The 26,004-nt window shown below is 61.4% G+C and carries 27 protein-coding genes and 1 other RNA gene; 8 read left to right on the top strand and 20 right to left on the bottom strand.

From position 1 onward, the window contains the following. Positions 1–5: 5 nt before the first annotated feature. From mraY to rsmI, 9 genes are all read right to left on the bottom strand, one after another. Entirely contained in the window at positions 6–1,088 is a 1,083-nt protein-coding gene (gene mraY, locus PFU01S_RS11035; RefSeq protein ID WP_015271711.1) for a phospho-N-acetylmuramoyl-pentapeptide-transferase, read from the bottom strand. Further along, the gene (locus PFU01S_RS11030) at positions 1,088–2,455 is read right to left on the bottom strand and encodes a UDP-N-acetylmuramoyl-tripeptide--D-alanyl-D-alanine ligase (protein WP_028687201.1); all 1,368 of its coding nucleotides are present in this window, start codon (positions 2,453–2,455) and stop codon (positions 1,088–1,090) included. Before PFU01S_RS11030 ends, mraY begins: the two co-directional genes overlap by 1 nt. After that, a complete protein-coding gene (locus tag PFU01S_RS11025; RefSeq protein WP_028687200.1) occupies positions 2,448–3,935 on the bottom strand; it encodes a UDP-N-acetylmuramoyl-L-alanyl-D-glutamate--2,6-diaminopimelate ligase in 1,488 nt (495 codons plus the stop codon). Before PFU01S_RS11025 ends, PFU01S_RS11030 begins: the two co-directional genes overlap by 8 nt. Next, on the bottom strand, positions 3,935–5,683 hold the full coding sequence (locus tag PFU01S_RS11020) for a peptidoglycan D,D-transpeptidase FtsI family protein (RefSeq protein WP_161631443.1): 1,749 nt from the start codon (positions 5,681–5,683) through the stop codon (positions 3,935–3,937). Before PFU01S_RS11020 ends, PFU01S_RS11025 begins: the two co-directional genes overlap by 1 nt. After that, positions 5,683–5,976 carry a cell division protein FtsL gene (ftsL, locus tag PFU01S_RS11015; protein WP_023534348.1) on the bottom strand — a complete coding sequence of 98 codons (294 nt, stop codon included), beginning with the start codon at positions 5,974–5,976 and terminating at the stop codon, positions 5,683–5,685. The genes PFU01S_RS11020 and ftsL overlap by 1 nt, the downstream gene beginning before the upstream one ends. Continuing rightward, positions 5,973–6,920: a 16S rRNA (cytosine(1402)-N(4))-methyltransferase RsmH gene (rsmH, locus tag PFU01S_RS11010; protein ID WP_023534295.1), complete on the bottom strand. Its 948-nt coding sequence runs from the start codon at positions 6,918–6,920 to the stop codon at positions 5,973–5,975. Before rsmH ends, ftsL begins: the two co-directional genes overlap by 4 nt. Continuing rightward, on the bottom strand, positions 6,917–7,372 hold the full coding sequence (gene mraZ, locus PFU01S_RS11005; protein WP_023534344.1) for a division/cell wall cluster transcriptional repressor MraZ: 456 nt from the start codon (positions 7,370–7,372) through the stop codon (positions 6,917–6,919). Before mraZ ends, rsmH begins: the two co-directional genes overlap by 4 nt. A 308-nt stretch (positions 7,373–7,680) precedes the next feature. Further along, positions 7,681–8,054: RNase P RNA component class A (gene rnpB, locus PFU01S_RS21425), an RNA gene on the bottom strand. Between the two features lie 67 nt (positions 8,055–8,121). Next, complete coding sequence (gene rsmI, locus PFU01S_RS11000) at positions 8,122–8,997, bottom strand: 16S rRNA (cytidine(1402)-2'-O)-methyltransferase (protein WP_027914477.1); 876 nt, start codon at positions 8,995–8,997, stop codon at positions 8,122–8,124. Between the two features lie 186 nt (positions 8,998–9,183). Between rsmI and PFU01S_RS10995 the strand changes: the two genes are divergently transcribed. The 4 genes from PFU01S_RS10995 to PFU01S_RS10980 all read left to right on the top strand — a co-directional run bounded on the left by PFU01S_RS10995 (position 9,184) and on the right by PFU01S_RS10980 (position 12,627). Further along, complete coding sequence (locus tag PFU01S_RS10995; RefSeq protein WP_027914476.1) at positions 9,184–11,001, top strand: penicillin-binding protein activator; 1,818 nt, start codon at positions 9,184–9,186, stop codon at positions 10,999–11,001. Further along, a complete protein-coding gene (locus PFU01S_RS10990) occupies positions 11,001–11,372 on the top strand; it encodes a YraN family protein (RefSeq protein WP_027914475.1) in 372 nt (123 codons plus the stop codon). Before PFU01S_RS10995 ends, PFU01S_RS10990 begins: the two co-directional genes overlap by 1 nt. Positions 11,373–11,458: 86 nt before the next feature. Then, positions 11,459–12,052 (top strand): phosphoheptose isomerase, encoded by a 594-nt coding sequence (locus tag PFU01S_RS10985; RefSeq protein ID WP_012274070.1) that lies wholly within the window; start codon positions 11,459–11,461, stop codon positions 12,050–12,052. Then, positions 12,049–12,627 carry a BON domain-containing protein gene (locus PFU01S_RS10980; RefSeq protein WP_027914474.1) on the top strand — a complete coding sequence of 193 codons (579 nt, stop codon included), beginning with the start codon at positions 12,049–12,051 and terminating at the stop codon, positions 12,625–12,627. The genes PFU01S_RS10985 and PFU01S_RS10980 overlap by 4 nt, the downstream gene beginning before the upstream one ends. Positions 12,628–12,713: 86 nt before the next feature. On the opposite strand, the gene PFU01S_RS10975 is transcribed toward PFU01S_RS10980, so the two are convergent. From PFU01S_RS10975 to rplM, 7 genes are all read right to left on the bottom strand, one after another. After that, positions 12,714–13,145, bottom strand: coding sequence for a ClpXP protease specificity-enhancing factor (locus PFU01S_RS10975; RefSeq protein ID WP_027914473.1), 432 nt, complete (start codon positions 13,143–13,145; stop codon positions 12,714–12,716). A gap of 10 nt (positions 13,146–13,155) precedes the next feature. Then, positions 13,156–13,779 (bottom strand): glutathione S-transferase N-terminal domain-containing protein, encoded by a 624-nt coding sequence (locus PFU01S_RS10970; RefSeq protein WP_028687199.1) that lies wholly within the window; start codon positions 13,777–13,779, stop codon positions 13,156–13,158. A 118-nt stretch (positions 13,780–13,897) separates the two neighbouring features. Next, a complete protein-coding gene (locus tag PFU01S_RS10965) occupies positions 13,898–14,677 on the bottom strand; it encodes a cytochrome c1 (RefSeq protein ID WP_027914471.1) in 780 nt (259 codons plus the stop codon). Continuing rightward, on the bottom strand, positions 14,677–15,888 hold the full coding sequence (locus tag PFU01S_RS10960; RefSeq protein ID WP_028687198.1) for a cytochrome b: 1,212 nt from the start codon (positions 15,886–15,888) through the stop codon (positions 14,677–14,679). Before PFU01S_RS10960 ends, PFU01S_RS10965 begins: the two co-directional genes overlap by 1 nt. Next, positions 15,888–16,481: a ubiquinol-cytochrome c reductase iron-sulfur subunit gene (petA, locus tag PFU01S_RS10955; RefSeq protein WP_023534417.1), complete on the bottom strand. Its 594-nt coding sequence runs from the start codon at positions 16,479–16,481 to the stop codon at positions 15,888–15,890. The genes PFU01S_RS10960 and petA overlap by 1 nt, the downstream gene beginning before the upstream one ends. Positions 16,482–16,742: 261 nt before the next feature. Then, a complete protein-coding gene (gene rpsI / locus PFU01S_RS10950; RefSeq protein ID WP_003251821.1) occupies positions 16,743–17,135 on the bottom strand; it encodes a 30S ribosomal protein S9 in 393 nt (130 codons plus the stop codon). 14 nt (positions 17,136–17,149) lie between these two features. Beyond that, positions 17,150–17,578, bottom strand: coding sequence for a 50S ribosomal protein L13 (gene rplM / locus PFU01S_RS10945; protein ID WP_003260798.1), 429 nt, complete (start codon positions 17,576–17,578; stop codon positions 17,150–17,152). 258 nt (positions 17,579–17,836) lie between these two features. Between rplM and PFU01S_RS10940 the strand changes: the two genes are divergently transcribed. Together PFU01S_RS10940 and PFU01S_RS10935 are read left to right on the top strand one after the other, a co-directional pair. Next, on the top strand, positions 17,837–18,877 hold the full coding sequence (locus PFU01S_RS10940; RefSeq protein WP_028687197.1) for an NADP(H)-dependent aldo-keto reductase: 1,041 nt from the start codon (positions 17,837–17,839) through the stop codon (positions 18,875–18,877). A gap of 238 nt (positions 18,878–19,115) precedes the next feature. Then, on the top strand, positions 19,116–20,012 hold the full coding sequence (locus PFU01S_RS10935) for a GlxA family transcriptional regulator (RefSeq protein WP_162832347.1): 897 nt from the start codon (positions 19,116–19,118) through the stop codon (positions 20,010–20,012). A 69-nt stretch (positions 20,013–20,081) separates the two neighbouring features. Here the strand turns inward: PFU01S_RS10935 and zapE are convergent, their stop codons facing one another. The 3 genes from zapE to PFU01S_RS10920 form a co-directional block, all read right to left on the bottom strand. Continuing rightward, positions 20,082–21,176 carry a cell division protein ZapE gene (gene zapE, locus PFU01S_RS10930; protein WP_027914467.1) on the bottom strand — a complete coding sequence of 365 codons (1,095 nt, stop codon included), beginning with the start codon at positions 21,174–21,176 and terminating at the stop codon, positions 20,082–20,084. A 158-nt stretch (positions 21,177–21,334) separates the two neighbouring features. After that, entirely contained in the window at positions 21,335–22,684 is a 1,350-nt protein-coding gene (locus PFU01S_RS10925) for a tryptophan--tRNA ligase (protein ID WP_028687196.1), read from the bottom strand. Between the two features lie 10 nt (positions 22,685–22,694). Then, positions 22,695–23,345: an alpha/beta hydrolase gene (locus PFU01S_RS10920; RefSeq protein ID WP_027914465.1), complete on the bottom strand. Its 651-nt coding sequence runs from the start codon at positions 23,343–23,345 to the stop codon at positions 22,695–22,697. 135 nt (positions 23,346–23,480) lie between these two features. Between PFU01S_RS10920 and PFU01S_RS10915 the strand changes: the two genes are divergently transcribed. Continuing rightward, on the top strand, positions 23,481–23,918 hold the full coding sequence (locus PFU01S_RS10915; protein ID WP_023534478.1) for a Z-ring associated ZapG family protein: 438 nt from the start codon (positions 23,481–23,483) through the stop codon (positions 23,916–23,918). A 277-nt stretch (positions 23,919–24,195) separates the two neighbouring features. Here PFU01S_RS10915 and PFU01S_RS10910 read toward each other — a convergent pair whose 3' ends face one another. Beyond that, positions 24,196–25,392, bottom strand: coding sequence for a methionine gamma-lyase (locus PFU01S_RS10910; protein WP_027914464.1), 1,197 nt, complete (start codon positions 25,390–25,392; stop codon positions 24,196–24,198). Positions 25,393–25,519: 127 nt separating this feature from the next. Between PFU01S_RS10910 and PFU01S_RS10905 the strand changes: the two genes are divergently transcribed. Continuing rightward, positions 25,520–25,999: an Lrp/AsnC family transcriptional regulator gene (locus tag PFU01S_RS10905; protein ID WP_028687195.1), complete on the top strand. Its 480-nt coding sequence runs from the start codon at positions 25,520–25,522 to the stop codon at positions 25,997–25,999. Positions 26,000–26,004 lie beyond the last annotated feature (5 nt).

Here is a 26,004-nt window from a genome sequence, read left to right as displayed (position 1 = left end):
CGCATCTACCTCAGTTTCAGGGTGGCAAGGCCAATCAGCACCAGGATCACGGTGATGATCCAGAATCGGACGATCACGCGTGGCTCTGGCCAGCCCTTGAGTTCAAAGTGGTGGTGAATCGGCGCCATGCGGAACACGCGCTTGCCGGTCAGCTTGAACGAAGCGACCTGGATGACCACGGACAGGGTTTCCATCACGAACACGCCGCCCATGATGAACAGCACGATCTCCTGGCGCACGATCACGGCGATGGTGCCCAGCGCCGCGCCCAGCGCCAATGCCCCCACATCGCCCATGAACACTTGTGCCGGGTAGGTGTTGAACCACAGAAAGCCGAGGCCAGCACCGATCAGTGCGCCGCAGAACACGATCAGCTCACCGGAGCCGGGCACGTACGGGATCAACAGGTACTCGGCGAACTTCACGTTGCCCGACAGGTAGCAGAAGATGCCCAGCGCCCCGCCGACCATCACGGTCGGCATGATGGCTAGGCCATCCAGGCCATCGGTCAGGTTCACGGCGTTGCTGGAGCCGACGATGACGAAATAGGTCAGCACCACGAAACCGATGCCCAGGGGAATGGTGACGTCCTTGATGAACGGCAGTATCAGGGTGGTCTCGACACTGGTCGGGGCGGTCTTGTAGAGGAACACCGCCGCAGCCAGGCCGAACACCGACTGCCAGAAGTACTTCCAGCGACTTGGCAGGCCACGGGAGTTCTTCTCGATGACCTTGCGGTAGTCGTCGACCCAGCCGATGGCACCGAAGGCCAGGGTGACGATCAGCACCACCCAGACATATCGGTTGGTCAGGTCGGCCCACAGCAAGGTACTGACGGCGATGGCAGACAGGATCAACGCCCCGCCCATGGTCGGCGTACCGGACTTGGACAGGTGCGACTGCGGCCCGTCATTGCGCACGGCCTGGCCGATCTGGCGAATTTGCAGCGTACGGATCATCCACGGCCCCAGCCACAGCGCCAGCGACAACGCGGTAAGCACCCCGAGAATCCCGCGCAGGGAGAGGTACTGGAAGACCGCGAAGCCTTTGTGGAACTGTTGCAGATACTCGGCCAACAGCAGCAGCATTAATGTTTCTCCCCGCTGGCACCGCACAGTGCAGCCACGACGTTTTCCATCGCAGCGCTGCGCGAGCCCTTGATCAAGATAGTGGTATCGCTGGCATTTTCGGCACTGACTGCTTCGATCAGCGCGGCCTGCGTAGCGTAATGGTGGCCATGGGTCCCGAACGCCTCGACGGCGTGCGCCATGTTGGCACCCACCGCATACAAGGCGTCGACCTTGCCGCGTGCGTAGTCACCCACCTGACGGTGACCTTCCTGCGCCCACTGACCCAGCTCGCCGATTTCTCCAAGCACCAGGACGGTGCGTCCGGAAAAGCCGGCGAGTATATCAATGGCGGCACACATGGAGGTGGGATTTGCGTTGTAACTGTCATCGATCACACGAGCACCGCGCGGGGTGACCTGCGCCACGGTGCGGCCCTTGACCGGCTGAACCGCAGCCAGGCCTGCGGCAATACCCTGCAGGCTGATGCCCACGGAATGGGCAGCGGCGGCGGCGGCCAGGGCGTTGCTGACGTTGTGCACGCCCAGCACGTTGAGTTGCACCTGCACCTGCTCGCCGGCCCCGTGCAGGGTGAAGGACGGGCAACCGCGGGGATCACGGCCAATGCCACTGGCATGGAAATCGGCACGGGGATCGTCGAGCGCAAAGCTCACGACCCGGTGATCGCCAGCACGCGTGCGCCAGGTGTCGAAGGCCTTGTCGGCCAGGTTGAGAATGGCTGTACCGCCCTCACCCAGCCCTTCGAGGATTTCGCCCTTGGCCTCGACGATCTTGTCCGGGCCGCCGAATTCACCCACGTGCGCGGTGCCGGCATTATTGATGATCACCACCTGAGGCTGGGTCAGGCCCACGGTGTAGCGAATCTCGCCGATGCGCGAGGCGCCCAGCTCGATGACGGCGGCGCTATGCTCGGGGGCAATTTCCAACAAGGTCAGGGGCGCGCCCAGGTCATTGTTCAGGTTGCCTCGTGTGGCATGCACCAGGCCGCGCGTGCGCAAAATGCTGGCGAGCATTTCCTTGACCGTGGTCTTGCCGCTGGACCCGGTAATGGCCACCACGGGCTTGTCGAAGGCGGCCCGGTTGAGTGCTCCAAGCTGGCCAAGGGCCAGGCGGCAATCGGCGACCACCAATTGCGGCAGGTCGACGCCTTGCACTTCGCGCTCTACCAGCGCCGCCACGGCGCCCTTGGCCTTGACGTCTGCCAGGTAGTCATGGCCGTCGAAGCGCGGGCCGGTCAGGGCAACGAAGAGCTGCCCCGGCACGACGCTACGGCTGTCGATGCTGACGCCATCGAAGCGAGCATCGGCGCCGGTCAGGCGGCCGTGCAAGGTGGAGCTCACCTGGCTGAGCGTCATCGCCTCAAGCATTGGGGGCCTCCCAGGCTGCGAGTGCCTTTTCGGCCTCGGTCAAATCGGAAAATGCATGCCGCTGCGCGTTGATTTCCTGATAATCCTCATGTCCCTTGCCGGCCAGCACGATGACGTCGGCGGCGCCGGCACCGGCGATCAGCTGGGCGATGGCCTCGCCGCGACCGGGCACGAACGCCACCTCGGTCGGCGCCGTAAAGCCGGGACGAATATCGTCGAATATGCGCATCGGGTCTTCGGTCCGCGGGTTGTCGTCGGTCACCAGCACCCGGTCGGCCAGGCGCTCGGCCACTTCTGCCATCAGCGGGCGCTTGCCCCGGTCACGGTCGCCGCCACAGCCGAACAGGCACAGCAGTTGCCCGTGGGCATGAGGGCGCAGGGCCTGGAGCACTTTTTCCAGGGCATCGGGCGTGTGCGCGTAATCGACCACCACCAGGGGCTTTTCACCGCCGCCCAGGCGTTGCATGCGGCCAACAGGGCCGTGCAGCTGCGGCATGACCTTGAGGATCTCGTCCAGCGCGTAGTCCAATGCCAGCAAGGTCGCCACGGCCGCCAATACGTTGCTCAGGTTGAAGCGACCCAGCAGCTGCGTGCGCAACGTGCGCTCGCCCTGGGCGGTGACGAGGGTGGCGCAGACGCCATCGTCGTCGAACGTGGCCTCGGGGCAATACAGCGAGGCGTCGGGATGCTCCAGGCTGTAGCTGATCAGCCGGGTATCGATGCGATCGGCCATCGGCTTGCGAGCGTAGGCGTCAGCAAGGCGTTGACCGAAGTCGTCGTCCAGATTGACCACCTGGCAGCGCAGGCTTGGCCAGGCAAACAGCTTGGCCTTGGCCGCTTCGTAGGCCTGCATGCTGCCGTGGTAGTCGAGGTGGTCACGGGACAGGTTGGTCATCACCGCGATGTCGAACGCCAGGGCCGCTACACGCCCCTGTTCCAGGGCATGGGAGGACACTTCCATGGCCACGGCCTTGGCGCCTTGTTTTTTCAAGTCATACAGGGTCGACTGCACGGCGATCGGGTCAGGCGTGGTCAGGCGGCCGCTTTTCAGCTCGCCGTAGAAACCCGTCCCCAGGGTACCCACCAGGCCGCAACGCTGGCCCAACAGGTCGAGCGCCTGTGCCACCAGTTGGGTAACGCTGGTCTTGCCGTTGGTGCCGGTCACGCCCACCAGGTTCAATTGGCGGCTGGGCTCGCCATAGAAGCGCCCGGCGATGTCCGACAGCTGGGCGATCAGGCCTTTGACTGGAATCAGCGGTACATCGGTCAGCGGCAGCACCGTGGCGCCCTGTTCCTCGTAAGCCACGGCGGCAGCGCCACGGGCCAGCGCGTCGGCGATATGCTCGCGGCCGTCGACCTTGGCCCCAGGCACCGCCAGGAACAGGTCGCCTGGGCGCACGTTGCGGCTGTCGAGGGTCAGTTCACGAATCAGCGGATCGCGGCTGGCATGGGCGAAGAGCTTGCTCAATGGCATTGTCATTATCCACGCCCTCCGTTGGCAGCTGCTGCATTGACTTGCGATTGGCTTGCCGGCGCTGCCGGCGCAGGGGGCGGCAGGTTGTCTGGCGGCACGTTCATCAACCGAAGGGTGCCGGACATGACCTTGCTGAACACAGGTGCCGATACCAGACCGCCGAAGTACCCGCCTTTGCCGGGCTCGTCGATCACCACGACGATCGCATAACGCGGATCGCTCATCGGACCGAAACCTGCGAACAGCGAGCGATAGGCATTTTCGGTGTAGCCCTTGGAGCCCACCGTGGCTTTACGCGCGGTACCGGACTTGCCGGCCACGTGATAGAACGGCACCTGGGCACGGAATACGCCGCGCGGCGCCTCGATCACTTGCTGGAGCATGCCCTGCACAGTCTCTGCGGTGTCCTTGGGAATCGCCTGGACGGCCTCGGGCGCCTTGTCCACCTTGAGGATCGACAGCGGCACCATCTTGCCGTCGTTGGCCAAGGCTGCATAAGCATGCACCAGCTGCAGGGCGGTGACCGAAACGCCGTAGCCGTACGACAGCGTGGCTGTTTCGGCCTTGCGCCATTCCCGGTGGTTGGGCAGGTTGCCGACGCGCTCACCCGGGAAACCCAGGCCGGTGTACTGACCCAGCCCGACCTGAGACATGACCCGGTAGATGGCTTCGCCGCCGATATCGAAGGCGATCTTGCTCATGCCCACGTTACTGGAGTTGATCAGAATGCCGGTCAGGTCGAGGATCGGACCTTCGCTTCGGGACACGTCCTTGATGGTGTAGCGACCGATCTGCAAGCTGCCCGGGTAAACCTCGACCTTGTCGGTGGGCTTCCAGCGGCCACTTTCCAGTGCGGCACTCATCGAGATGGGCTTGACCGTGGAACCAGGCTCGAACACGTCGATGATGGCCCGGTTGCGCATGGCCGCCGGGAACATGCTGCGGCGGTTGTTAGGGTTGTAGGTAGGCTGGTTGACCATCGCCAGAACCTCACCGGTCTTGACGTCCATGATCACCAGGCTACCGGCCTTGGCGTCCTGCTCGGCGATGGCGTTACGCAGTTCGCGGGTAGCCAGGTACTGAAGGCGCAGGTCAATCGACAACGCCAAGGTCTTCCCTGCCTTGGCGTTCTTGGTGACCTGGATGTCCTTGATCAGGCGACCGCGCCGGTCCTTGATCACCTGCCGCTTGCCCGGCACACCGGCCAGCCACTCGTCATAGGCCAGCTCGACACCTTCGCGACCGTGATCATCCAGGTCGGTAAAACCGACCATGTGGGCGGTCACGTCACCAGCGGGGTAGAAGCGGCGGAACTCTTCCAGCCCATAGACGCCTGGCACCTTCAGGTCCAGCACATGCTGCCCCTGCTCCGGCGTCAGGCCGCGGACCAGGTAGATGAATTCCTTGTTGGCCTGCTGGGTCAGGCGCTCGGTGAGCTGCTGTGGATTCTGCCCAAGGGCGGTTGCCAACTGCGGCCACCGATCGCGCGAAGCCTGCATTTCCTTGGGGTTGGCCCACAGGGTGGTGACCGGCGTACTGACCGCCAGTGGCTCGCCATTGCGGTCTGTGATCAAGCCACGGTGCGCAGGGATAGGAATGTGACGCAGGCTGCGCGCATCGCCCTGCCCCTTGAGGAAATCGCGGTCGACGACCTGCAGGTCGATGATGCGCCAGCAAATGGCGCCGACCATCAGCGCCAGCAGGCCAACGACTACGCGGAACCGCCAGGGGTAGAGTGCGCCTTCGAGCTTCATCATGGCGCCACCATCCGCACTTCGTCAGCGGCTGGCACACGCATCTTGAGCTGCTCGGTGGCCAGGTTTTCGATGCGGCTGGCCGCCGTCCAGGTGCTTTGTTCCAGAATCAACCGGCCCCATTCGGCCTGGGCCTTGTCCCGCTCATTCAGCTCCCCGTACAGGGTATTGAGCAATTGCCGGTTCCAGTGCGCGCTATACGACACGGCAATGGCCGAGCCCAGCACGCCGACGAACAGCATGAGCATGAGGAAGCTGCCGCCCGGCAGAGGTTTGGCGAACAACTTGCTCACCGCAATTTCTCCGCAACACGCATCACCGCACTGCGTGAGCGGGGGTTGGCCTTGAGCTCTGCATCGGAGGCGAACTGGGCTTTACCGATCAGCTTGATCTTGGGCTCGAACACCTTGTGCTGCACGGGCAGGTTGCGCGGCAGGTTGTCAGCTTCGCCCTTGGCCAGTTTGCGCATGAACAGCTTGACGATCCGGTCTTCGAGCGAGTGGAAGCTGATCACGGCCAGGCGACCGCCAACCTCCAGCGCGTCGATAGCCGCTTGCAGCCCGGTTTCCAGGTCACCGAGTTCGTTGTTGACATGGATACGCAGGCCCTGGAACGCGCGGGTGGCAGGGTTCTTGCCCTTCTCCCACGCAGGGTTGGCTACCTTGAGAACCTCGGCAAGGTCACCGGTGCGGGTGAACGGCTGCTTTTCACGGCGCTCGACGACGGCACGGGCCATACGGCCGGCAAAGCGCTCCTCGCCATACTCCTTGAACACGCGGGCGATTTCCTCGACCGGCGCGGTGGCAATGAATTCGGCGGCGCTGATGCCCTGATCGGGATTCATGCGCATGTCCAGCGGCCCGTCGTTGAGAAAGCTAAAGCCACGTTCCGGGTCGTCGAGCTGAGGTGAGGACACACCCAGGTCCATCAGTATCCCGCTCACCTTGCCGTGCAGGCCGCGTTCGGCCACTTCTGCACCCAGCTCGGCAAAGCTGCGCTGCACAATGACAAAGCGGCCGTCTTCGGCCGCCAGCGCTTGCCCTGTGGCAATCGCTTGTGGATCTTTATCAAAGCCCAGTAGCTGCCCTTGTGGGCCGAGCCTGCTGAGAATCAACCGACTGTGTCCGCCACGGCCAAAGGTGCCGTCCAGATAGCAACCGTCGGCGCGCAAGGCCAGTGCCTCGACAGCTTCGTCGAGCAGGACGGTAATGTGGTTGAAGCCGCTATCTATGGTCACAGGATCAGGTCACGCAATTCGTCGGGCATGGCGCCCGGTTGTTGGATAGCTGCGAGGTCGGCTGCCGAAACCGTGTTCCAGGCTTCCTCATCCCACAGCTGGAATTTGTTCAGTTGCCCCACCAGCATCGCCTTCTTGTCCAGCCGGGCGTACTCACGCAAGCGGGGCGGCACCAGGAAGCGACCACTGCCATCAAGCTCAAGGTCGACCGCGTTACCGATCAGCAAGCGCTGCAGGCGGCGGTTTTCCTCACGAAGCGACGGCAAGGCTCGCAACTTGGCTTCAATTTGCTCCCACTCATCGAGCGGGTAGACGCACAAACAGGGATCGACAGCATCGATGGTCACGATCAGCTGCCCGTTGCAACGCGAATCGAGCTCGTCACGATACCGGCTCGGCATGGCGAGACGGCCCTTCGCATCCAGACTGACGGCATTGGCTCCGCGAAACACGGCTGCGATTCCCCACAATATTAGCTTTTTTGTGTCAGAAAACCCACTTCATCCCACTTTCTGCCACTTGCGCACACTATAGGAATCCGCCCGCAGCACCGTCAAGGCACGTTCGGAAGGAAAAGCCTTACATGACCGAGATTTAGCGCGTTAAAGGAATGTGGAAAGACTATCTGGGGAATAAAAAGACTTGAGAAATCAAACGCGCACAACCCGATGCGGGCCGAACTTAAAGTGATTTATCAAGAGTAAGATTTTTTCGGCATTACCAGATGAGATCTGCTATCGATTCAAGCAGGAAGGAAAAGGTGGAGAGTCGATCTGTAAGCCGGGTTTTGTCGAGGACAGTCATTCCTCTACGACGGCCATCACTGGACGCCTCTAGCAACCTACCCGGTTCCGACGCGGGCCACGCCTGATGGAACCCTATTTGGTCTTGCTCCGAGTGGGGTTTACCTAGCCACGGACTGTTGCCAGCCGTGCGGTGCGCTCTTACCGCACCTTTTCACCCTTACCGGCACCGAAGTGCTTAGGCGGTTGTTTTCTGTGGCACTTTCCGTAGGCTCGCGCCTCCCAGGCGTTACCTGGCACTCTGCCCTGCGGAGCCCGGACTTTCCTCCCCCCGCCAGCGACACCGCAATGCGGTGGAACTTAAACGGGCAGCGACTGTCCGATCGACTCTCCGGCGCAAAGAGTACCGGCAGATGCTGCCAAGAACAAGCGTTACCGCCACATATATCAATTAGCCACTACTGCTCTTTCTGTTTTTCCAGCGCAACTTGATACAGCAGGTTCTTGCGTACGCCCGTTATTTCCGACGCCAGCGCCGCGGCCCGCTTGAGCGGAAGCTCGGCCAGCAGCAGGTCAAGTACCCGCTGCGCCTCGGTGCCAATCCCCTGCTCGCCTTCCGGGGCGCTCCAGCCGCCTACCAATACCACGCATTCACCCCGCTGCTGATTGCTGTCGCCGGCCACGAACGCATGCAACTCGGACAAAGGCAGGCCCTTGAGGGTTTCAAACGTTTTGGTGATTTCACGCGCCAGCACCGCTGGGCGATCTGCGCCAAACACTGCCTGCATGTCGTCCAGGCACTCCAGGATGCGATGCGGCGCCTCATAGAAGATCAAGGTACGCGGCTCCTCCTTGACCTGCTCCAGACGGGCGCGGCGCCCCGCTGCCTTGGCCGGCAGGAAACCTTCGAAGATGAAACGATCCGAAGGCAAGCCTGCCGCCGACAGTGCGGCGATCAAGGCACAGGCGCCAGGTACCGGCACCACGGGTACGCCTGCACTGCGAGCCTGCCGGACCAGGTGATAACCCGGATCCGAAATCAACGGGGTGCCTGCGTCAGACACCAGCGCCACATCGTCGCCGGCCAATAGCCGGGTCAGAAAGCGCCCCCCCTCGTCCCGCTCGTTATGTTCGTGACAGGCGGCCAGCGGAGTGTCGATGCCGAAGTGTTGAAGCAGGCGGATCGAATGGCGCGTGTCCTCGGCAGCAATCAGGGACACGCCTGCCAGCACCTTCAGCGCCCTGGCACTCATGTCGTCAAGATTGCCGATAGGTGTTGCCACCACATAAAGCGTTCCCACGGGGGCGGTCGAAGCCCCGGCCACATCAGTCACTGCACGCACCTGCGATTGAAATCAAAGCGGGCATTGTAGCCCGAGCACCCGCAACAGCGCGCAAAGAAGTTGAACGCCGCTGCGCGGCAGCAGGCCTATAGTGATGCTTTCACACGGCGACATCGCGCCCCAGCCAGCGCTTGGGTACAATCGCCAGCCAACTTGATCGAGTAACAGGACAATTACATGATCGCCTGCCTGCGGCTGCTCACAGCCTTCTGTCTCGCTGCCCTGCTGGCAGCTTGCGCCAGTTCGCCCTCATCCAGCCTTGGCGAGCTCCCCCGTACGCCGGATGCCAGCATCGAGCAGTTGCTCGAAAGGGCGACCTCCAGCAAGTCTGCCGAAGATGCCGCACTGCTGCGCCTGAGCGCCGCAGACATGGCCTACCAGCAAAAGGACTTCCCGCGCGCCGCACGCATTCTCGAACAAGTCCAGGTAGAGACGCTCAAGCCAGCCCAGCAGGTGTTCGCCGTTACGCTGGCGGCCGAACTTGCCATGAGCCGCAATCAACCCAAGGCGGCCCTGAGCGCATTGCAGCACCCCAGCCTGCAGCACGTGCCCGAATTGCCTGCGCAACAGCAAGTGCGTACCTATTCGGTACACGCCGCCGCCCTGGAGGCCGACGGGCAGGCCATGGCCGCCGCCCAGCAGCGCGTGCTGTTGGCACCGCTGCTCAGCGGGCAAGCTGCCAGCGCCAACCACGATGCCATCTGGTCACTGGTCGCCTCGCTGTCGAACGAGCAACTGCAACAGCCCACCAGCGATCCTGTCCTGGCAGGCTGGTCCAGCTTGGCCCTGACCGTCAAGGGCGCTGGTACCTTGGAACAGCAACAGGCAGCGATCGACGACTGGGTCAAACAGCACCCGGATCATCCTGCCGCGAAACAGTTGCCAACCGCTCTGACCAAGCTCAAGGAGCTGGCTAGCCAGCCTCTGACGCGCATCGCCCTGCTACTTCCCCAGGAAGGCCCATTGGCTGGCGTGGCGCGTGCGCTGCGTGACGGCTTCATGGCTGCCCACTTCCAGGCCCAGCAATCCGGGCAGCCTGCCCCGTCCGTGCAGATGGTCGACAGCTCCCGCCTAGGGTCGCTGGACGACTTCTACCGCCAGGCCCAGGCCGATGGCGTGCAGCTTGTCATTGGCCCGCTGGAAAAACCGCTGGTCAAGCAACTGGCTGCCAAACCGCAGCTTCCGATCACAACCTTGGCACTGAACTACGCCGACGCCGGTCAGAAAGCGCCGCCTCAACTGTTCCAATTTGGCCTTGCCGCCGAGGACGAAGCCCGCGAGGTGTCCCGCAGGGCGCGCGCAGACGGCATGGTCCGTGCCGTTGCCATGGTGCCGAGCGGGGAATGGGGCGACCGTGTACTGGCCGCGTTCCGTCAGGACTGGGAGAGCAACGGCGGCACATTGCTGGCTGCAGAGCGTATTGCCCAGCCCGTGGCACTGGCCCAGCAGATTGCCGACCTGTTCCAGCTGCGCCAAAGCGAAGGTCGCGCCAAGAGCGTGCAAAGCACCGTGGGCGGCAGCATCGCTGCCCAGCCCGCGCGTCGCCAGGACATCGACTTCCTGTTCCTCGCAGCCACCCCACAGCAGGCACAGCAAATCAAGCCGACCCTGAACTTCCAGTACGCAGGTGATGTGCCGGTCTATGCCACCTCCAACCTGTACAGCGCCAGCGGCGATGTGAACCAGTACAACGACATGAACGGCATCCGTTTCTGTGAAACCCCATGGTTGCTCGACAGCAGCAACAGCCTCCGCCAGCAGGTGGTACAGCAATGGCCGCAAGCTGCCGGCAGCCTGGGTCGCCTGTATGCCATGGGGGTGGACGCCTACAGCCTGGCCCCGCGCCTGGGGCAGCTCAAGGCTCTGCCTGACAGCCGTATCCAGGGCCTGTCTGGCAACCTGGGCATCAATGCCAGCCAACGCGTTGAGCGTCAGCTGCCGTGGGCAGAGTTTGCCGGTGGCCAGGTCAAGCGCCTCCCCGACACGCCCCGTTGATGCCCCCTGCCTCGCCAAGCCATGCCGGGCAAGCGGCGGAAAACCAGGCCCTTGAGTACCTTCAAGGGCATGGCCTCAAGCTGATTGCCCGCAACTGGCGATGCAAAGGAGGCGAGCTTGATCTGGTCATGCTCGACGCCGATACAGTAGTATTCGTCGAAGTCCGCTATCGGTTGCACGCACGCTTCGGTGGCGCCCTCGGCAGTATCGATCAGCGCAAGCAGAAGCGGCTGGTGCTTGCCGCCAGCCTGTTCCTGCATCAGAAGCCTCAATGGGGCAACTGTCCTTGCCGCTTCGACGTGGTTGCCCTGCAAGGCAGCCATCATGCTGGCAAGCCGCTCGAATGGTTGAAAAACGCCTTCGAATGCTGAACCCACTCCGTTCTTTTTGCTCTATGTTTCGCGGGCTGATTACCGTCGCGTGCCGCGCCGGCCTCCGCCCCATTTAAGGTCACCAGATGGACATGCAATCCCGAATCCGCCGGCTGTTCCAGGCCAGCATCGATACCAAGCAACAGGCAATGGACATCCTGGCACCGCACATCGAGCAGGCCAGCCTGGTCATGGTCAACGCACTGCTCAACGAGGGCAAGATGCTCGCGTGTGGCAATGGCGGCTCGGCCGGCGATGCGCAGCATTTCTCCTCGGAGCTGCTCAACCGCTTCGAGCGCGAACGCCCCAGCCTGCCAGCGATCGCGCTGACCACCGACAGCTCGACCCTGACCTCGATTGCCAACGACTACAGTTACAACGAGGTATTTTCCAAGCAGATCCGCGCCCTGGGCCAACCTGGGGATGTTCTGCTGGCCATCTCTACCAGCGGCAATTCCGCCAACGTCATCCAGGCCATCCAGGCCGCACATGACCGCGAAATGATTGTCGTAGCATTGACCGGCCGCGACGGCGGGGGCATGGCCTCGCTCTTGCTGCCAGAGGACGTCGAGATTCGGGTACCCTCGACGGTGACCGCTCGCATCCAGGAAGTCCACCTGCTGGCGATCCATTGCCTGTGCGATCTGATCGACAGCCAACTGTTCGGGAGTGAAGAATGACCCCTATGCGCATTGGCCTTGTGGCCTTGACCTTGTGCCTGAGCGTCACCGGCTGCAGTTCGGTACTCAACTCTGCTCGTAATTCGCCCATCGAGGATGACCGAGGCACTCGTACCATTGGCAGCAAGATCGACGACTCACTGATCGAGACCAAGGCCTCGGTGAATATCGCCAAGGCCAGCCCAGACCTGGACAAGGGCTCGCACATCGTCGTCAGCAGCTACAACGGCATCGTGCTCTTGGCTGGCCAGACACCACGCGCCGAACTCAAGAGCCTTGCTGAACAGACGGCCAGCCAGGTCCAACGCGTCAAGAAGGTGCATAACGAACTGCAGGTCATGCAGCCCTCCTCCATCCTGGCACGCAACAACGACGCGTGGTTGACCACCAAGATCAAGACCCAGATGCTGACCGATACAGCAGTACCCAGCTCGCGGATCAAAGTGATCACCGAGAATGGCATCGTGTACTTGTTGGGCCTCGTCACCCAGCAGGAGGCCAATGCCGCCACTGCCGTCGTGCAGAGCGTGTCTGGCGTGCAGAAGATCGTGAAACTGTTCGAGTACATCGACTGAACACGTGAGCCCGCAGGCAGCGCGGACCAGCGCGCACCTCGTCTATTGCCCAGGCTAAAAAGGCGATCCTTGCGGATCGCCTTTTTTTATTTCACCACTTTCAAACTTGGCCGCCCGCTTGGGCGCGGAGGCTGCCCGCCGCCTTCTGGCGGCCCATCATCATCAGGCTGCTCCTGATCGTCCTCGATCTCGTCGTCCTCCATCATCGAAGACTCCAACTCGAAGACCATGCCCTGTCCATTCTCGCGGGCATAGATACCCAGCACCGCGCCAATGGGCACGAACAATGAATGGGGCACACCGCCAAAACGGCCTTCGAAGCTGACGGCGTCATTGTCCATGTGCAAACTGCGCACAGCGCTTGGCGACACATTCAGGACGATCTGGCCATCACTGGCGAAACCGTCCGGCACCTGTACTTTCGGGTACTCGGCATTGACCAACATATGGGGTGTGCAATCGTTGTCGACGATCCACTCGTACAGTGCTCGAACCAGATAGGGGCGACTGGAGTTCATCAACAGCTCCTCAAAGCGTGCGCATTTCGCGTTCAACGGACGACAGGCTTGCCTGGAATGATTCCCGGGCGAACTGTCGCTCCATGTAATCCAGCAGCGGCTTGGCTTGCCGCGGCAATTCGATACCCATCATCGGCAGACGCCAGAGTATGGGCAGTAGACAGCAATCGACCAGGCTTTGCTCATCGCTCATGAAACAGGCGAACTCGGCAAACAGCGGCGAGACACCGGTCAGGCTTTCGCGCAGTGCCTTGCGAGCCTCTGCACGGGCAGCCTCACTGGTGCGTGGGTCGAGAATCTGATCGGCCAGGCTGCACCAGTCTCGCTGGATACGGTGCATCAGCAACCGGCTATTGCCACGCCCGACCGGATAGACCGGCATCAGCGGAGGGTGCGGATAGCGCTCCTCCAGGTATTCCATGATCACGGTCGACTCGTACAGAACCAAATCCCGATCCACCAAGGTCGGCACGCTGCCATACGGGTTCAGTTCGGCGAGCCGCGGCGGGATCTTGCCGGTATCGACGTCGATGATGTGCGCGTCAACGGCCTTTTCGGCCAACACAAGGCGAACCCGATGCGAGTATTGATCGGCAGGGTCGGAATAGCAGGCTAACCCATTGGTTACGCCCATGTAGCGCCTCCTCTCGAGGGATGCTTGTAAAAACTGTAAATGAAAACGCGCCTGTGGCGCACTGGCATAACTGCCAGTGCGCCACAGGCGCGTTCAACAACCAGAGGTTACTGCGTGATCAGTGCACGTCCTTCCAGTATTCACGCTTGAGCAAATAGGCGAATACGAAGAAGAAAGCCAGGTACAGCAATACGTAAGTACCAATGCGCTGACTTTCCAGTTTGACCGGGTTGGCCGAATAGGCCAGGAAGGTCACCAGGTTCTTGACCTTCTCGTCGAACTGCTCGGTGGTCAGGGTACCGGAATTCGGCGTAATGGTCAGCTGATCGCAGGCTTCATGGGTCAACGGCGTGCCGGTCAATGGGTCAAATTGTTTTTTGCCATCCACCACCGTCTGCACCTGCTTGCAGCCGATCACCTGGTTTCCCTGCAGGCCAACCAGCACGTTCGGCATGCCGACGTTGGGGAAGACCTTGTTGTTCACGCCGTAGGGCCGCGATGGGTCCTCGTAGAAACTGCGCAGGTAGCTGTACAGCCAGTCGGCACCCCTGACCCGCGCCACCAGGGTAAGGTCGGGCGGCGCGGCACCGAACCAGGTCTTGGCATCGCTGGGCTTCATGCCAATCTGCATGTGGTCGCCAATCTTTGCCCCGGTGAACACCAGGTTCTCAAGCATCACATCGTGGGGTATGCCCAGGTCATCGGCCACACGCTCATAGCGCTGAAACTTGGCACTGTGGCAACCCATGCAGTAGTTGGCGAACGTGCGCGCACCGTCCTGCATCGCCGCCTTGTCGCTCAGGTCGATATCGACCTTGTCCAGTTCCACGCCATGCTCTGCAGCAAGGGTGAATGCAGGCATCACTGCCAGGAGAATTACAGCAATCAACTTTTTCATCAGCCAGTCACCCTTTCCGGAACCGGTTTGGTCTTCTCGAGCCTTGTGTAGAACGGCATCAGCAGGAAGTAGGCGAAGTACAGGAACGTGCACACCTGCGACAGCAAGGTACGCCCAGGCGTCGGCGCCAGTACCCCCAGCACGCCGAGGACGATGAAGGCGACGCAGAACACCAGCAGGAAGAGTTTGCTTATCCAGCCCTTGTAGCGCATGGAGCGAACGGGGCTGCGGTCCAGCCAGGGCAGCACGAACAGCACGGCAATGGCAGCGCCCATGGCGATCACGCCCATCAGTTTGTCCGGTACGGCGCGCAAGATGGCGTAGAACGGCGTGAAGTACCACACCGGCGCGATGTGCTCAGGGGTCTTGAAGGCGTTGGCCTGTTCGAAGTTGGGTTTTTCCAGGAAGTATCCGCCCATTTCCGGGAAGAAGAACACCACGGCGCAGAACACGAACAGGAACACGACCACCCCGACGATATCCTTGACGGTGTAGTACGGGTGGAACGGAATGCCGTCCAGCGGGATACCGTTTTCGTCCTTGTGCTTCTTGATGTCGATGCCGTCAGGGTTGTTCGAGCCGACTTCGTGCAAGGCCAGGATGTGCAGCACCACCAGGCCCAGAATGACGATCGGCAAGGCCACCACGTGCAGGGCGAAGAAGCGATTGAGCGTGATGCCCGAAATCAGGTAGTCGCCGCGAATCCACTGGGTGATGTCATCGCCGATGACGGGAATGGCCCCGAACAGGGAGATGATCACCTGTGCGCCCCAATACGACATCTGCCCCCATGGCAGCAGGTAGCCCATGAACGCCTCAGCCATCAGCGCCAGGTAGATCAGCATACCAAACAGCCATACCAGCTCCCGGGGCTTTTGGTAGGAGCCATACAGCAAGCCGCGGAACATGTGGAGGTAGACGACGATGAAGAAGGCCGACGCACCTGTCGAATGCAAGTAGCGCAGTATCCAGCCGTACTCCACGTCACGCATGATGTATTCGACCGAGGCGAATGCCTCTTCGGCCGAAGGCGTGAAACTCATCGTCAGCCAGACCCCGGTGACGATCTGATTGACCAGCACCAGCAAGGCCAGAGAGCCGAAGAAGTACAGGAAATTGAAGTTCTTGGGCGCGTAGTACTTGCTGAGGTGGTCTTCCCACATCTTGGTGGCAGGGAAACGCGCGTCGATCCAGTCCATGAACTTGCTCATCATGCGTTCTCCTGGTCGATACCGATGACGATGATTTCGTCGGACTCGTAGGCATGCGGCGGCACCGGCAGGTTCAGCGGTGCCGGCTGCGACTTGTACACTCGCCCCGCCATGTCGTAGTGGGAACCATGGCAGGGGCAGAAATAACCTCCGACCCATTTGGGTCCGAGGTCGACAGGGGCCACTTCAGGGCGGAACGTCGGCGAGCAACCCAGGTGCGTGCACAGACCAACCAGCACGAGGATCTCCGGCTTGATGGAGCGTACCTGCGGATCGACGTAGGTCGGCTGGTCCGATGCCTGGGAATCGGGGTCTGACAGTTCGCCGGTTATTTTCTTGAGATTGCCGAGGATCTCAGCCGTTCGCCGCACGATGAATACAGGCTGCCCTCGCCATTCTGCAACCATCTGCTGCCCTGGCTCGACCTTGGCGATGTTGACCTTTACCGGTGCACCTGCAGCTTTCGCCTTGGCACTGGGGAACCATGACCCCACGAACGGTACCGCAGCCCCCACTGCTCCCGCTGCCCCGACCACGGATGTCGCGGCTACGAGGAAGCGGCGCCGGCCTGCGTTGACGCCGTCATTGCTCATTCAGTCCTCTCCCATCAGCTTGCTTGGCCTGTTGAACCAGGCTCGTACCTAGGTTGTGTCAGTGGCGCTAAAAATTGGTCGCCATGGTAAGTAACAAAACCACACACTGACAAGGTGATTACCGGGCTGCACGGCCACTACCCACGCTTTGCTTGATCTACGTCTATGGGAAAGACGCTCACCGCCGAGCGGGTGAATTATTCAAGGCAAAAAAAAGCCCGGTTCCAAGGAACCGGGCTTTTTTCGACTGCCGAAGCGGTATTAACGCTTGGAGTACTGAGGACGCTTACGCGCTTTACGCAGACCCACTTTCTTACGCTCGACTTCACGAGCGTCGCGGGTGACGTAGCCAGCACGACGCAGTGCGCCACGCAGGGTTTCGTCGTATTCCATCAGAGCGCGGGTGATACCGTGACGGATCGCACCGGCCTGACCGCTGACACCACCACCGGAAACGGTGACGTAGATGTCGAATTTCTCAACGCTTTCGGTCAGCTCGAGTGGCTGGCGAACAACCATGCGAGCGGTTTCGCGACCGAAGAACACGTCCAGAGAACGGTTGTTGATGGAGATGTTACCAGTACCCGGACGCAGGAATACGCGAGCGGTTGCGGTCTTGCGACGGCCAGTGCCGTAATTTTGAGTCGCCGACATAATGAACTATCCCGTTAGATCTTCAGTTCTTGAGGCTGCTGAGCAGTGTGTGGGTGAGCAGCACCCGCGTACACTTTCAGCTTACGGTACATGTCGCGACCCAGCGGGTTCTTCGGCAGCATGCCTTTGACCGCAGTCTCGATAACACGCTCAGGGGCCTTGGCGATCAACTTCTCGAAGTTGATTTCCTTGATACCACCTGGGAAACCGGAGTGGGAGTAGTACATTTTGTCGGAAGACTTGGCACCCGTCACACGAACCTGCTCGGCGTTGATGACGACGATGTAGTCGCCGGTATCAACGTGAGGGGTGTATTCTGGCTTGTGTTTGCCACGCAGACGGCTAGCGATTTCGGTAGCCAGACGACCCAGGGTCTGGCCAGCGGCGTCGACTACGAACCACTCGCGCTTTACTGTTTCCGGTTTAGCAGTAAAAGTTTTCATTCTCTAAAGCCTCAGAGGCCGCCCAGCGAAAAATAGACGGCGAATCTTACTGGATAGTGCACAGCTTGCCAAGGGCAAGCGCGCAGCCGAACGCTGACGCTTTTGGGGGCTCGGGTCAGGCACGCCAATGTTCGACGGGGTTCTTCCTGCGTGATGGTGCATCACTTCCGCCACGCGGAGAGGGGCTGAATTATCCAGATTGCGGGAAAAATATCAACCTGCTTTGATGAATGACCATAGCCAAGGAGCAAGCAACCGATGGACTACCGTCAGCTGGGTCGCACCGACCTCGAAGTCAGCGCGCTGTGTCTGGGCACCATGACCTGGGGCGAACAGAACGATCAGACCCAGGCATTCGAACAGATTGGCCGGGCCAAGGCCGCAGGCATCAACTTCATCGACACTGCAGAGATGTACCCGGTACCCCCGCGCCCGGAAACCTATGCCGCCACCGAGCGCATCATCGGCAACTGGTTCGCCCGCCAGGGCGATCGGGACGACTGGGTACTGGCGAGCAAGGTGGCCGGCCCCGGCAATGGCATCAGCCATATCCGCGACGGTCAACTCAGGCACAACCGGCAACACATTGTCGCGGCACTGGAAGAGAGCCTGCGGCGCCTGCAGACCGATCGCATCGATCTCTACCAGCTGCACTGGCCTGAGCGCAGCACCAACTTCTTCGGCAAGCTGGGCTACCAGCACCTGCCGCAGGACCATTTCACCCCACTGGAAGAAACCCTGGAGGTGCTCGACGAGCAGGTGCGCGCGGGCAAGATCCGCCACATCGGGCTGTCCAACGAAACCCCCTGGGGCACCATGAAATTCCTGCAGTTGGCCGAAACCCGTGGCTGGCCTCGGGCCGTCTCCATCCAGAACCCCTACAACCTGCTCAACCGCAGCTTCGAGGTGGGGCTTGCCGAAATCGCCATTCGCGAGCAGTGCGGCCTGCTGGCCTACTCGCCCCTGGCCTTTGGCATGCTCTCGGGCAAATACGACGGCGGCGCCCGCCCGGAGAAGGCGCGTCTGACCCTGTTCAGCCGCTTTGCGCGCTATTCCAACCCACAGACAGTGGCCGCTTGCGAGCGTTATGTACAGCTGGCCCGGGAACATGGTGTCGATCCGGCGCAGATGGCGTTGGCCTTCGTTACCCGTCAACCGTTCGTGACCAGTAACATCATCGGTGCCACCAGCCTCGAGCAACTGGACAGCAACCTGGCCAGCCTCGAACTCAGCCTCGATGACGAACTGCTGGCAGCCATCGAGGCCATCCACCAGGATCAACCCAACCCCGCGCCCTGAGCACGCACCCAACGCCGCTTGCTTCTCGGGTTTACCCGCGAAGCGGGCGGCGCTGTCTACCAGGCTAGACATGACCCGTAAAAAATAAGACGATCCAGCCAGTGATTGACCACTCCATCCTATAAGAACAATGACAATGATGTTTACCCAACCCTCCGCGTCGTTGCGGCGCGTCAGCATCCTGGCCATTGACAAGGTATTCGCTTCGACCTTGATGCAGGCCAAGGACTTCTTTCACCTGGCCAGCTTGCGCTACGGCAAGCAGCTTGGCCTGGGCTTGCAACCCATGTTCGAGATCCACCTGGTCAGCCCTGACGGGTTGCCGGTAGAGAGCTTCAGCAACGTGCAGCTGCCGGTGGACGGCGGCCTGGATGATGCCGATGTGATCATCCTTCCGGCGTTCTGGGACGATTTTGACAACCTGTTGCAACGTTATCCGCAGGTGCTGCCCTGGCTGCAGGCACAGCATGCGCGGGGCGCCGTGCTGTGTGCAGAGGCCAGCGGCGTGTTCTGGCTGGCCGAGTCAGGCCTGCTCGACGGCAAGGAAGCGACCACGTACTGGCGTTTCTTCGACAGTTTTGCCGAGCGCTTCCCACACGTACGCCTGACCCAGGACAAACACCTGACCGATGCGGACAATCTGTACTGCGCTGGCGGCACCACGTCAGCCTGCGATCTGTACATCTACCTGATCGAGCGCTTCTGCGGGGCCAATGTGGCGCGGGCCGTGTCGCGCGACATCCTGTACGAGGTGCAGCGCAACTACACGCCGGGACGCATGGGCTTTGGCGGCCAGAAGCTGCACCAGGACCTGATCATCCTGCAGATTCAGCACTGGCTGGAAGAGCATTTCGCCGACAAGTTTCGCTTCGAGGACGTAGCCCGCAACCACGGCATGAGCATTCGCAATTTCATGCGCCGTTTCCAGGGCGCAACCGGGGACAAGCCGCTGCATTACCTGCAACGCTTGCGCATCGAGACGGCCAAGGGGCTGTTGTCGAGCACGCGCAAGAGCATCAAGACCATCAGTTACGAGGTGGGCTATGACGATGCCAGCTTCTTCGCCCGGCTGTTTCGCCAGCACACCGACCTGTCACCGAATCAGTATCGCCAGCAGTTCATGCAAGAGGCCTGAGCGCAATCGGGCTGTCTTGCAGCCCATCGCCGGCAGTTAGGCGATGGGCTGCAAGGCAGCCCCAGGTTTTCAAGGCTTGTGCGCGCGGGACAGGAATTCATGAGACTGCATTTCCAGCAGTCGGCTCAGCGTGCGCTGAAACTCGAAGCTCAAGCGCCCACCGGTGTACAGGTCCTTGAGTTCCACTTCGGCCGAGATGATCAGCTTGACGTTACGGTCATAGAACTCGTCGACCATGTTGATGAAGCGACGCGCGATGTCATCGCTTGCCACGCCCATTTGCTCGACGTTGCTCAGCAGGACCGCATGGAAGATCTTGCCCAGTTCGATGTAGTCGTTCTGGCTTCGCGGCCCATCGCACAAGGCGCGGAAGTCGAACCAGGCCACATCGTCGCAGGTGCGCAGCGCATGAATGGGACGGTTCTCGATCATCAGCACGTCGTTCTCGACCGCTGCCGTGCACTCGGGCGTCAGCGCCTTGAAGCTGGCACGCATGCTCTGCTGCGCCGCCTCGTCGAGCGGGTAATGGAACAGTTCGGCCTGCTCCAGGTGGCGCAGGCGATAATCGACACCGCTGTCGACGTTCACTACATCGGTGTACTGCTTGATCATGGCGATGGCCGGCAGGAAGCGCGCACGCTGCAGGCCATCTTTGTAGAGGCCGTCCGGCACGATGTTGGAAGTGGCCACCAGGGAAACGCCGTTCTTGAACAGCTCCTCCATCAAGGTGCCCAGGATCATGGCGTCGGTGATGTCCGAGACGAAGAACTCGTCGAAGCAGATCACCTTGGCCTCATCGCTGAAGCGCTTTGCAATGATGGTCAGGGGATTCTTCTCGCCCTTTAGGGTTTTCATCTCCTCGTGGACACGCTTCATGAAGCGGTGGAAGTGCGTGCGCATCTTCTGCTTGAACGGCAGCGCTTCGAAGAAGGTGTCGACCAGGTAGGTCTTGCCTCGCCCTACCCCGCCCCAGAAGTACAGGCCCTTGACCGGGGTCTGCTCCTTCTTGCCGAACAACTTGCCGAATACACCCGGCTTGTTGTTCTGGGCCTGCACCAGGTCGTCGTACAGGCGCTGCAGGTGACGCACCGCAGTTTCCTGCGCCGCGTCATGAAAGAAATCGGGACGTTTCAGATCTGCTTGATAGCGTTCTAGGGGAGTCATGATTCGTTAGCGAGGCAACAAAAAACGGGCCGTCACTGTAGCGAGCGGCCCGCCTAATGGCAATGCGACTTGCGTCAATATGCCTCATACCGGCACCAGAGACCCGATGAGGCTACCCTGATCACAGTACCAGTGGGCGGATACCTCCCACCCGTCGGTCAGTCCTGTTGCGGCTCAAGCGCTGCGCGAAGACGCTCGATGGCAGCATCACGGGCTTGTTCGCTGTCGAACGGCGCACCGTCGGCAACCGGCTGATCCTTGAGCCACACAGCAAAGCCCAATCCCTCGGCGCGGATATCCACCCCGTCGCCTTGTTGCAACTGCTTGCTCACGGCACCTGCGCTTTTGCCATCGGCAAAGCTGCGCGACAACAGCAGTTGCTCGCCATCGGCAGCCAACAGGCGGAAGCGGAAGCTCCCGTCTTCGTCGCGGAAGCTGACGAAGCGCGCGCTCTTGGCGACCTTCTTCTTGACGTTCGCCGTGGCCTGTACGCTGCTGCGGAACGAGCGCAGGCCAACGGCTTCGCGCAATTGCTCCAGAAATGGCGTGGCGATGGCGCGCGCCTTGGCCGCGCCTGCCAGGAGGATATCCTCCAGGTCCGCAGGCCGCGCGATCAGCTGATGGTAATACTCGCGCTTTTCGGCCAGCTGGCCGTCGAGCAACTGGAACAGTCGCTGCTTGGCTTCGCCCCAACCCAGGCCCTGCTCCAGCTCGGCTCGGAACTCGGCGCACTGCTCAGGTGTGGAGAAGGCCTGGAACAGCGTGAACAGGTGCGCGTCGTCCGGGTTCTTGGCTTCACCCGGCGCGCGCGAGTCCGTGACGATGCGCGAAATGGCATCCTTCATGTCCTTGGCGCTGGTGAACAACGGGATGGTGTTGTCATAGCTCTTGGACATCTTGCGCCCATCCAGGCCGGGCAAGGTGGCCACGCTTTCCTCGATGACCGCCTCCGGCAGTGCGAAGAACTCATTGCCCTGGCCGAACAGGTGGTTGAAGCGCTGGCCGATATCGCGGGCCATTTCCACGTGCTGGATCTGGTCACGACCAACCGGCACCTTGTTGGCGTTGAACATCAGGATGTCCGCCGCCATCAGCACCGGGTAGCTGAACAGACCCATGGTGACGCCGGCATCCGGGTCTTCGCCGTTTTCGACGTTCTTGTCCACCGATGCCTTGTAGGCATGGGCGCGGTTGAGCAAGCCCTTGGCCGCCACGCAGGTCAGCAGCCAGGTCAGCTCGGGGATTTCCGGAATGTCGGACTGGCGGTAGAAGGTCACCTTGTCCGGATCCAGGCCACCGGCGAGCCAGGTGGCGGCGATTTCCAGACGCGAGCGCTGGATGCGCAGCGGATCGTCGCACTTGATCAGGGCGTGGTAGTCGGCCAGGAAGTAGAACGAGTCCACGCCAGGCTGCTGGCTGACTCGGATGGCCGGGCGGATGGCACCGGCGTAGTTGCCCAGGTGCGGAGTGCCGGTGGTCGTGATACCGGTAAGGATACGCGTGGTCATGGGTGTTCGCTTATTCAGGCTTGGCTCGGTTCGAAAGTCGCGGCAGCAGCAGATCCTTGAGGTCGGTCAGCTTGCCATGGAAGAAGTGTCCGCATTCTGCCACTTTCAGCAGCTCATGGGGGCGTGACAGGCTGTCGGACCAATCGTAAACCAGCGCCGGTGAAACGACCTCGTCGGCATCGGGTTGCACCAGGGTCACCGGGCACCGCTGCGGCACGGGGAATTGATCGGTCAGGCGCATGACGGCCGGAGCGATCATGAACAGATGCTGCAAGGCAGTGCCTTCGGCTTCCAGGCGGCCAGCCAGGGCGGTCGCCACGAAGCCGCCGAAGGAAAAGCCCATCAACACCAGGGGCAGCCCGGGATGCGCCGCCTGCAGCCAGGCGGCCGCGGCCTGGGCGTCAGCCACCTCGCCTTCACCCATGTCATGGCTGCCGGCGCTTTGCCCAACGCCGCGGTAGTTGAAACGCAGGGTCACGTACCCGGCGTCCCGGGCCGTGCGTTGCAATGTCGAAACCACCTTGTTGAGCATGGTGCCGCCCTGGACCGGGTTGGGATGACAGATCAGCACGGCGCCACGGGCGTCTGCCACGTCCAGGTAGAGGGCTTCGAGCGGGCCACTGGGGCCGTCGATGAACAGAGGGGTTTCGCGGACAAGCAAGGCACTACTCCGTGACCTTGGGGGAGGTCGATTCGTCTAGGTGAGGAATTCTGTTCTGATTTGCGATCGCTCGCGGTATACAGCGCAGGTCTGAGCCGTTAACGTAAAGCAAAGCCGTTTATAGAGGAAGGACTCGTGGAACTCTCGCTCCTTGTTTGGTTGTTGCCTACCCTGGCCCTGGTCATCGGTGTGGTCGTCGGTTTCGTCGTGGCGCGCCTGTTGCCCAACGCTGCGCCCAGCAGCAGCCAGCGCCAGCTCGATGACATCCAACAGCGTTTCGACAGCTACCAGAACCAGGTGGTGACGCACTTCAACAGCACCGCCGTACTGGTCAAAAAGCTCAATCAGAGCTATCAGGATGTTCAAGATCACCTGGCCGATGGCGCCAACAACCTGGCCCTGGACGAAGTGACGCGTCAACGCCTGCTGGCAGCGCTGCACTCGGAAAGCTCCCACGGCCCGCACAGTCGCCTGACGCCGCCCAGGGATACCGCCGAAGTGCCGCGCGATTACGCGCCGAAAACGCCCAACTCGCCGGGCATGCTCGACGAGAGCTATGGTCTGAAGCACTGAACATTGAAAAAGGCCTCGAAAGAGGCCTTTTTCAATGCACGATCAACATCGACCAGGCGCCCCCTGCAAGGGCGGGGAACGCCCTTCAGGTCAAGGCTTGCGCCAGGAATGACCGCCCTCATCGTCATCTCCGCCAGCATGGCGAATGATCAGATCGAGTGGGTATGCAGATACTTTCATGGTGACGCTCCTCTTGGATACGCTGGCTCTTTCGCCAGCACCGCCAGAATGCCCTCGCCCAGTCTGGACAAGGCATCAGGTAGCGCTTCCTCGCACCTCATGAGCAGGCGCGCAACGCCTGTTGCACGTCTGCCAGCAGGTCCTCAATGTCCTCAAGCCCTACCGACAAACGCACAAGCCCCTCGGAGATACCGTGCTGCACCCGCTCTTCGGGCGTGTAGCTAGAATGGGTCATGCTTGCCGGGTGCTGGGCCAACGACTCGGCATCACCCAGGCTCACGGCGCGTGCGAACAGGCCCAGCGCATTCATGAAGCGGCGTCCAGCATCAAGGCCGCCCTTGAGCTCGAAAGCGATCATGCCGCCGGGTAGGCGCATTTGCCGCTTGGCCAAGTCGTGTTGTGCGAACGTCGGCAAGCCTGGGTAGTGGATCAGCTCCACCTGCGGCTGACGCGACAGGTACTCGGCGACCTGCCGGGCGTTTTCGCAATGCCGGTCCATGCGCAGGGCCAGGGTCTTTATTCCGCGCATCAGCAGCATGGCGTCCTGAGGCGACAGCACCGCCCCTGTCATGTCCTTGAGCCCCTGCAGACGAATCCGATCGATCAGCGCCTGACGGCCCACCACCAAGCCGGCGGTGATATCGCCATGGCCGCTGAGGTACTTGGTGGCCGAATGCACGACCAGATCAGCGCCCAGTTCCAGCGGCCTTTGCAGGTAAGGCGTGCAGTAGGTGTTGTCGACCACCACCAGCACATCACGGCCGCGTACCGCTTCGGCCACGGCGGCAATATCGACCAGCCGCATGGTCGGGTTGGCGGGGGTCTCGAAGTAGATCATGCGCGTCTTATCACTGAGCGCGGCGCGCAGTGCGTCGGTATCGTTGAGGTCGACGTGGCGGATCGTCACGCCAAACGCCCCGATGCCGTGGTGCATGAAGGCAAAGGTGCATCCATACACGGTCCGCCCGACGATCAACTCATCGCCCGGGCGCAGCAGGGTCCAGAGCGTGGACGTGATGGCGCCCATCCCCGATGCCAGCGCAAGGCCCGCCTCCCCGCCCTCAAGCGACGCCATGCGCGCTTCGAGCACATTCAGCGTGGGGTTGGAGATACGGCTGTAGAAATGCCCGGCCTGTTCACCGGCAAAGCACGCCGCGCCGTATTCGACGGTTGGAAAGGCATAGGTAGCGGTTTGGTAGATCGGCGGTACCAGTGCGCCGCCGTGCGCTAGCGGGTCGTAACCGTGATGGATGGCACGCGTTGAAAAACCGTTGTCGTGACGGGAGTCGCGCATGGCAACAGCCTCTTGTTGGTTTGATCTAAGCTTATGCCAGGGCAACCCCAGAATTTTTCCAAAATGACCAAGCCAGCGTCGCTGTTTTGGAACAAAAACAATAAATGTGAGTACTTGAGGGCAAAGCATGCCTGCACCCTTGGACCGCATCGACCGCGCACTGCTCGCGGCCTTGCAGAATAACGCTCGCCTCACCGTCGCCGAGCTCGCCGACAGGGTATCGCTGACCACTTCGCCCTGCTGGCGCAGGATTAAGCTGCTGGAAGAGAACGGCTATATCACCGGCTATCAGGCCATGCTTTCCTCCAAATCGCTAGGGTTCGGGGTAACTGCCTTCGTCAGCATCATGATGGATTCCCATACCAAACCGATGGCGCTGGCGTTCGAGCAGCGACTGATGGAGATACCCGAGATTGTCGCCTGCCATAACATTTCCGGGCGGTACGATTTTCTGCTGGAAATCGTGGCCAGGGACTTGGAGGCCTTCGGAGAATTTGCCCGTGAGGTGCTTCAGCGTCTGCCGGGAGTGAAGGAGATCTATTCGAGTTTTTCCTATAAGGCGGTGAAGGAAAGACGCGTGGTTCCGGTATGGGAGAACCATCGCTAGATACG

This window comes from Pseudomonas fulva NBRC 16637 = DSM 17717 (assembly GCF_000730565.1).
Classification (GTDB): Bacteria; Pseudomonadota; Gammaproteobacteria; order Pseudomonadales; family Pseudomonadaceae; genus Aquipseudomonas; species Aquipseudomonas fulva.
This window is presented reverse-complemented; position numbering and strand designations above follow the sequence as displayed.

Coding starts and splice junctions, on each gene's coding strand:
- mraY (WP_015271711.1), bottom strand. CDS start 1,088: ATGCTGCTGCTGTTGGCCGAGTATCTGCAACAGTTCCACAAAGGCTTC.
- PFU01S_RS11030 (WP_028687201.1), bottom strand. CDS start 2,455: ATGCTTGAGGCGATGACGCTCAGCCAGGTGAGCTCCACCTTGCACGGC.
- PFU01S_RS11025 (WP_028687200.1), bottom strand. CDS start 3,935: ATGACAATGCCATTGAGCAAGCTCTTCGCCCATGCCAGCCGCGATCCG.
- PFU01S_RS11020 (WP_161631443.1), bottom strand. CDS start 5,683: ATGAAGCTCGAAGGCGCACTCTACCCCTGGCGGTTCCGCGTAGTCGTT.
- PFU01S_RS10995 (WP_027914476.1), top strand. CDS start 9,184: ATGATCGCCTGCCTGCGGCTGCTCACAGCCTTCTGTCTCGCTGCCCTG.
- PFU01S_RS10990 (WP_027914475.1), top strand. CDS start 11,001: ATGCCCCCTGCCTCGCCAAGCCATGCCGGGCAAGCGGCGGAAAACCAG.
- PFU01S_RS10985 (WP_012274070.1), top strand. CDS start 11,459: ATGGACATGCAATCCCGAATCCGCCGGCTGTTCCAGGCCAGCATCGAT.
- PFU01S_RS10980 (WP_027914474.1), top strand. CDS start 12,049: ATGACCCCTATGCGCATTGGCCTTGTGGCCTTGACCTTGTGCCTGAGC.
- PFU01S_RS10975 (WP_027914473.1), bottom strand. CDS start 13,145: ATGAACTCCAGTCGCCCCTATCTGGTTCGAGCACTGTACGAGTGGATC.
- PFU01S_RS10970 (WP_028687199.1), bottom strand. CDS start 13,779: ATGGGCGTAACCAATGGGTTAGCCTGCTATTCCGACCCTGCCGATCAA.
- PFU01S_RS10965 (WP_027914471.1), bottom strand. CDS start 14,677: ATGAAAAAGTTGATTGCTGTAATTCTCCTGGCAGTGATGCCTGCATTC.
- PFU01S_RS10960 (WP_028687198.1), bottom strand. CDS start 15,888: ATGAGCAAGTTCATGGACTGGATCGACGCGCGTTTCCCTGCCACCAAG.
- petA (WP_023534417.1), bottom strand. CDS start 16,481: ATGAGCAATGACGGCGTCAACGCAGGCCGGCGCCGCTTCCTCGTAGCC.
- rpsI (WP_003251821.1), bottom strand. CDS start 17,135: ATGTCGGCGACTCAAAATTACGGCACTGGCCGTCGCAAGACCGCAACC.
- rplM (WP_003260798.1), bottom strand. CDS start 17,578: ATGAAAACTTTTACTGCTAAACCGGAAACAGTAAAGCGCGAGTGGTTC.
- PFU01S_RS10940 (WP_028687197.1), top strand. CDS start 17,837: ATGGACTACCGTCAGCTGGGTCGCACCGACCTCGAAGTCAGCGCGCTG.
- zapE (WP_027914467.1), bottom strand. CDS start 21,176: ATGACTCCCCTAGAACGCTATCAAGCAGATCTGAAACGTCCCGATTTC.
- PFU01S_RS10925 (WP_028687196.1), bottom strand. CDS start 22,684: ATGACCACGCGTATCCTTACCGGTATCACGACCACCGGCACTCCGCAC.
- PFU01S_RS10910 (WP_027914464.1), bottom strand. CDS start 25,392: ATGCGCGACTCCCGTCACGACAACGGTTTTTCAACGCGTGCCATCCAT.
- PFU01S_RS10905 (WP_028687195.1), top strand. CDS start 25,520: ATGCCTGCACCCTTGGACCGCATCGACCGCGCACTGCTCGCGGCCTTG.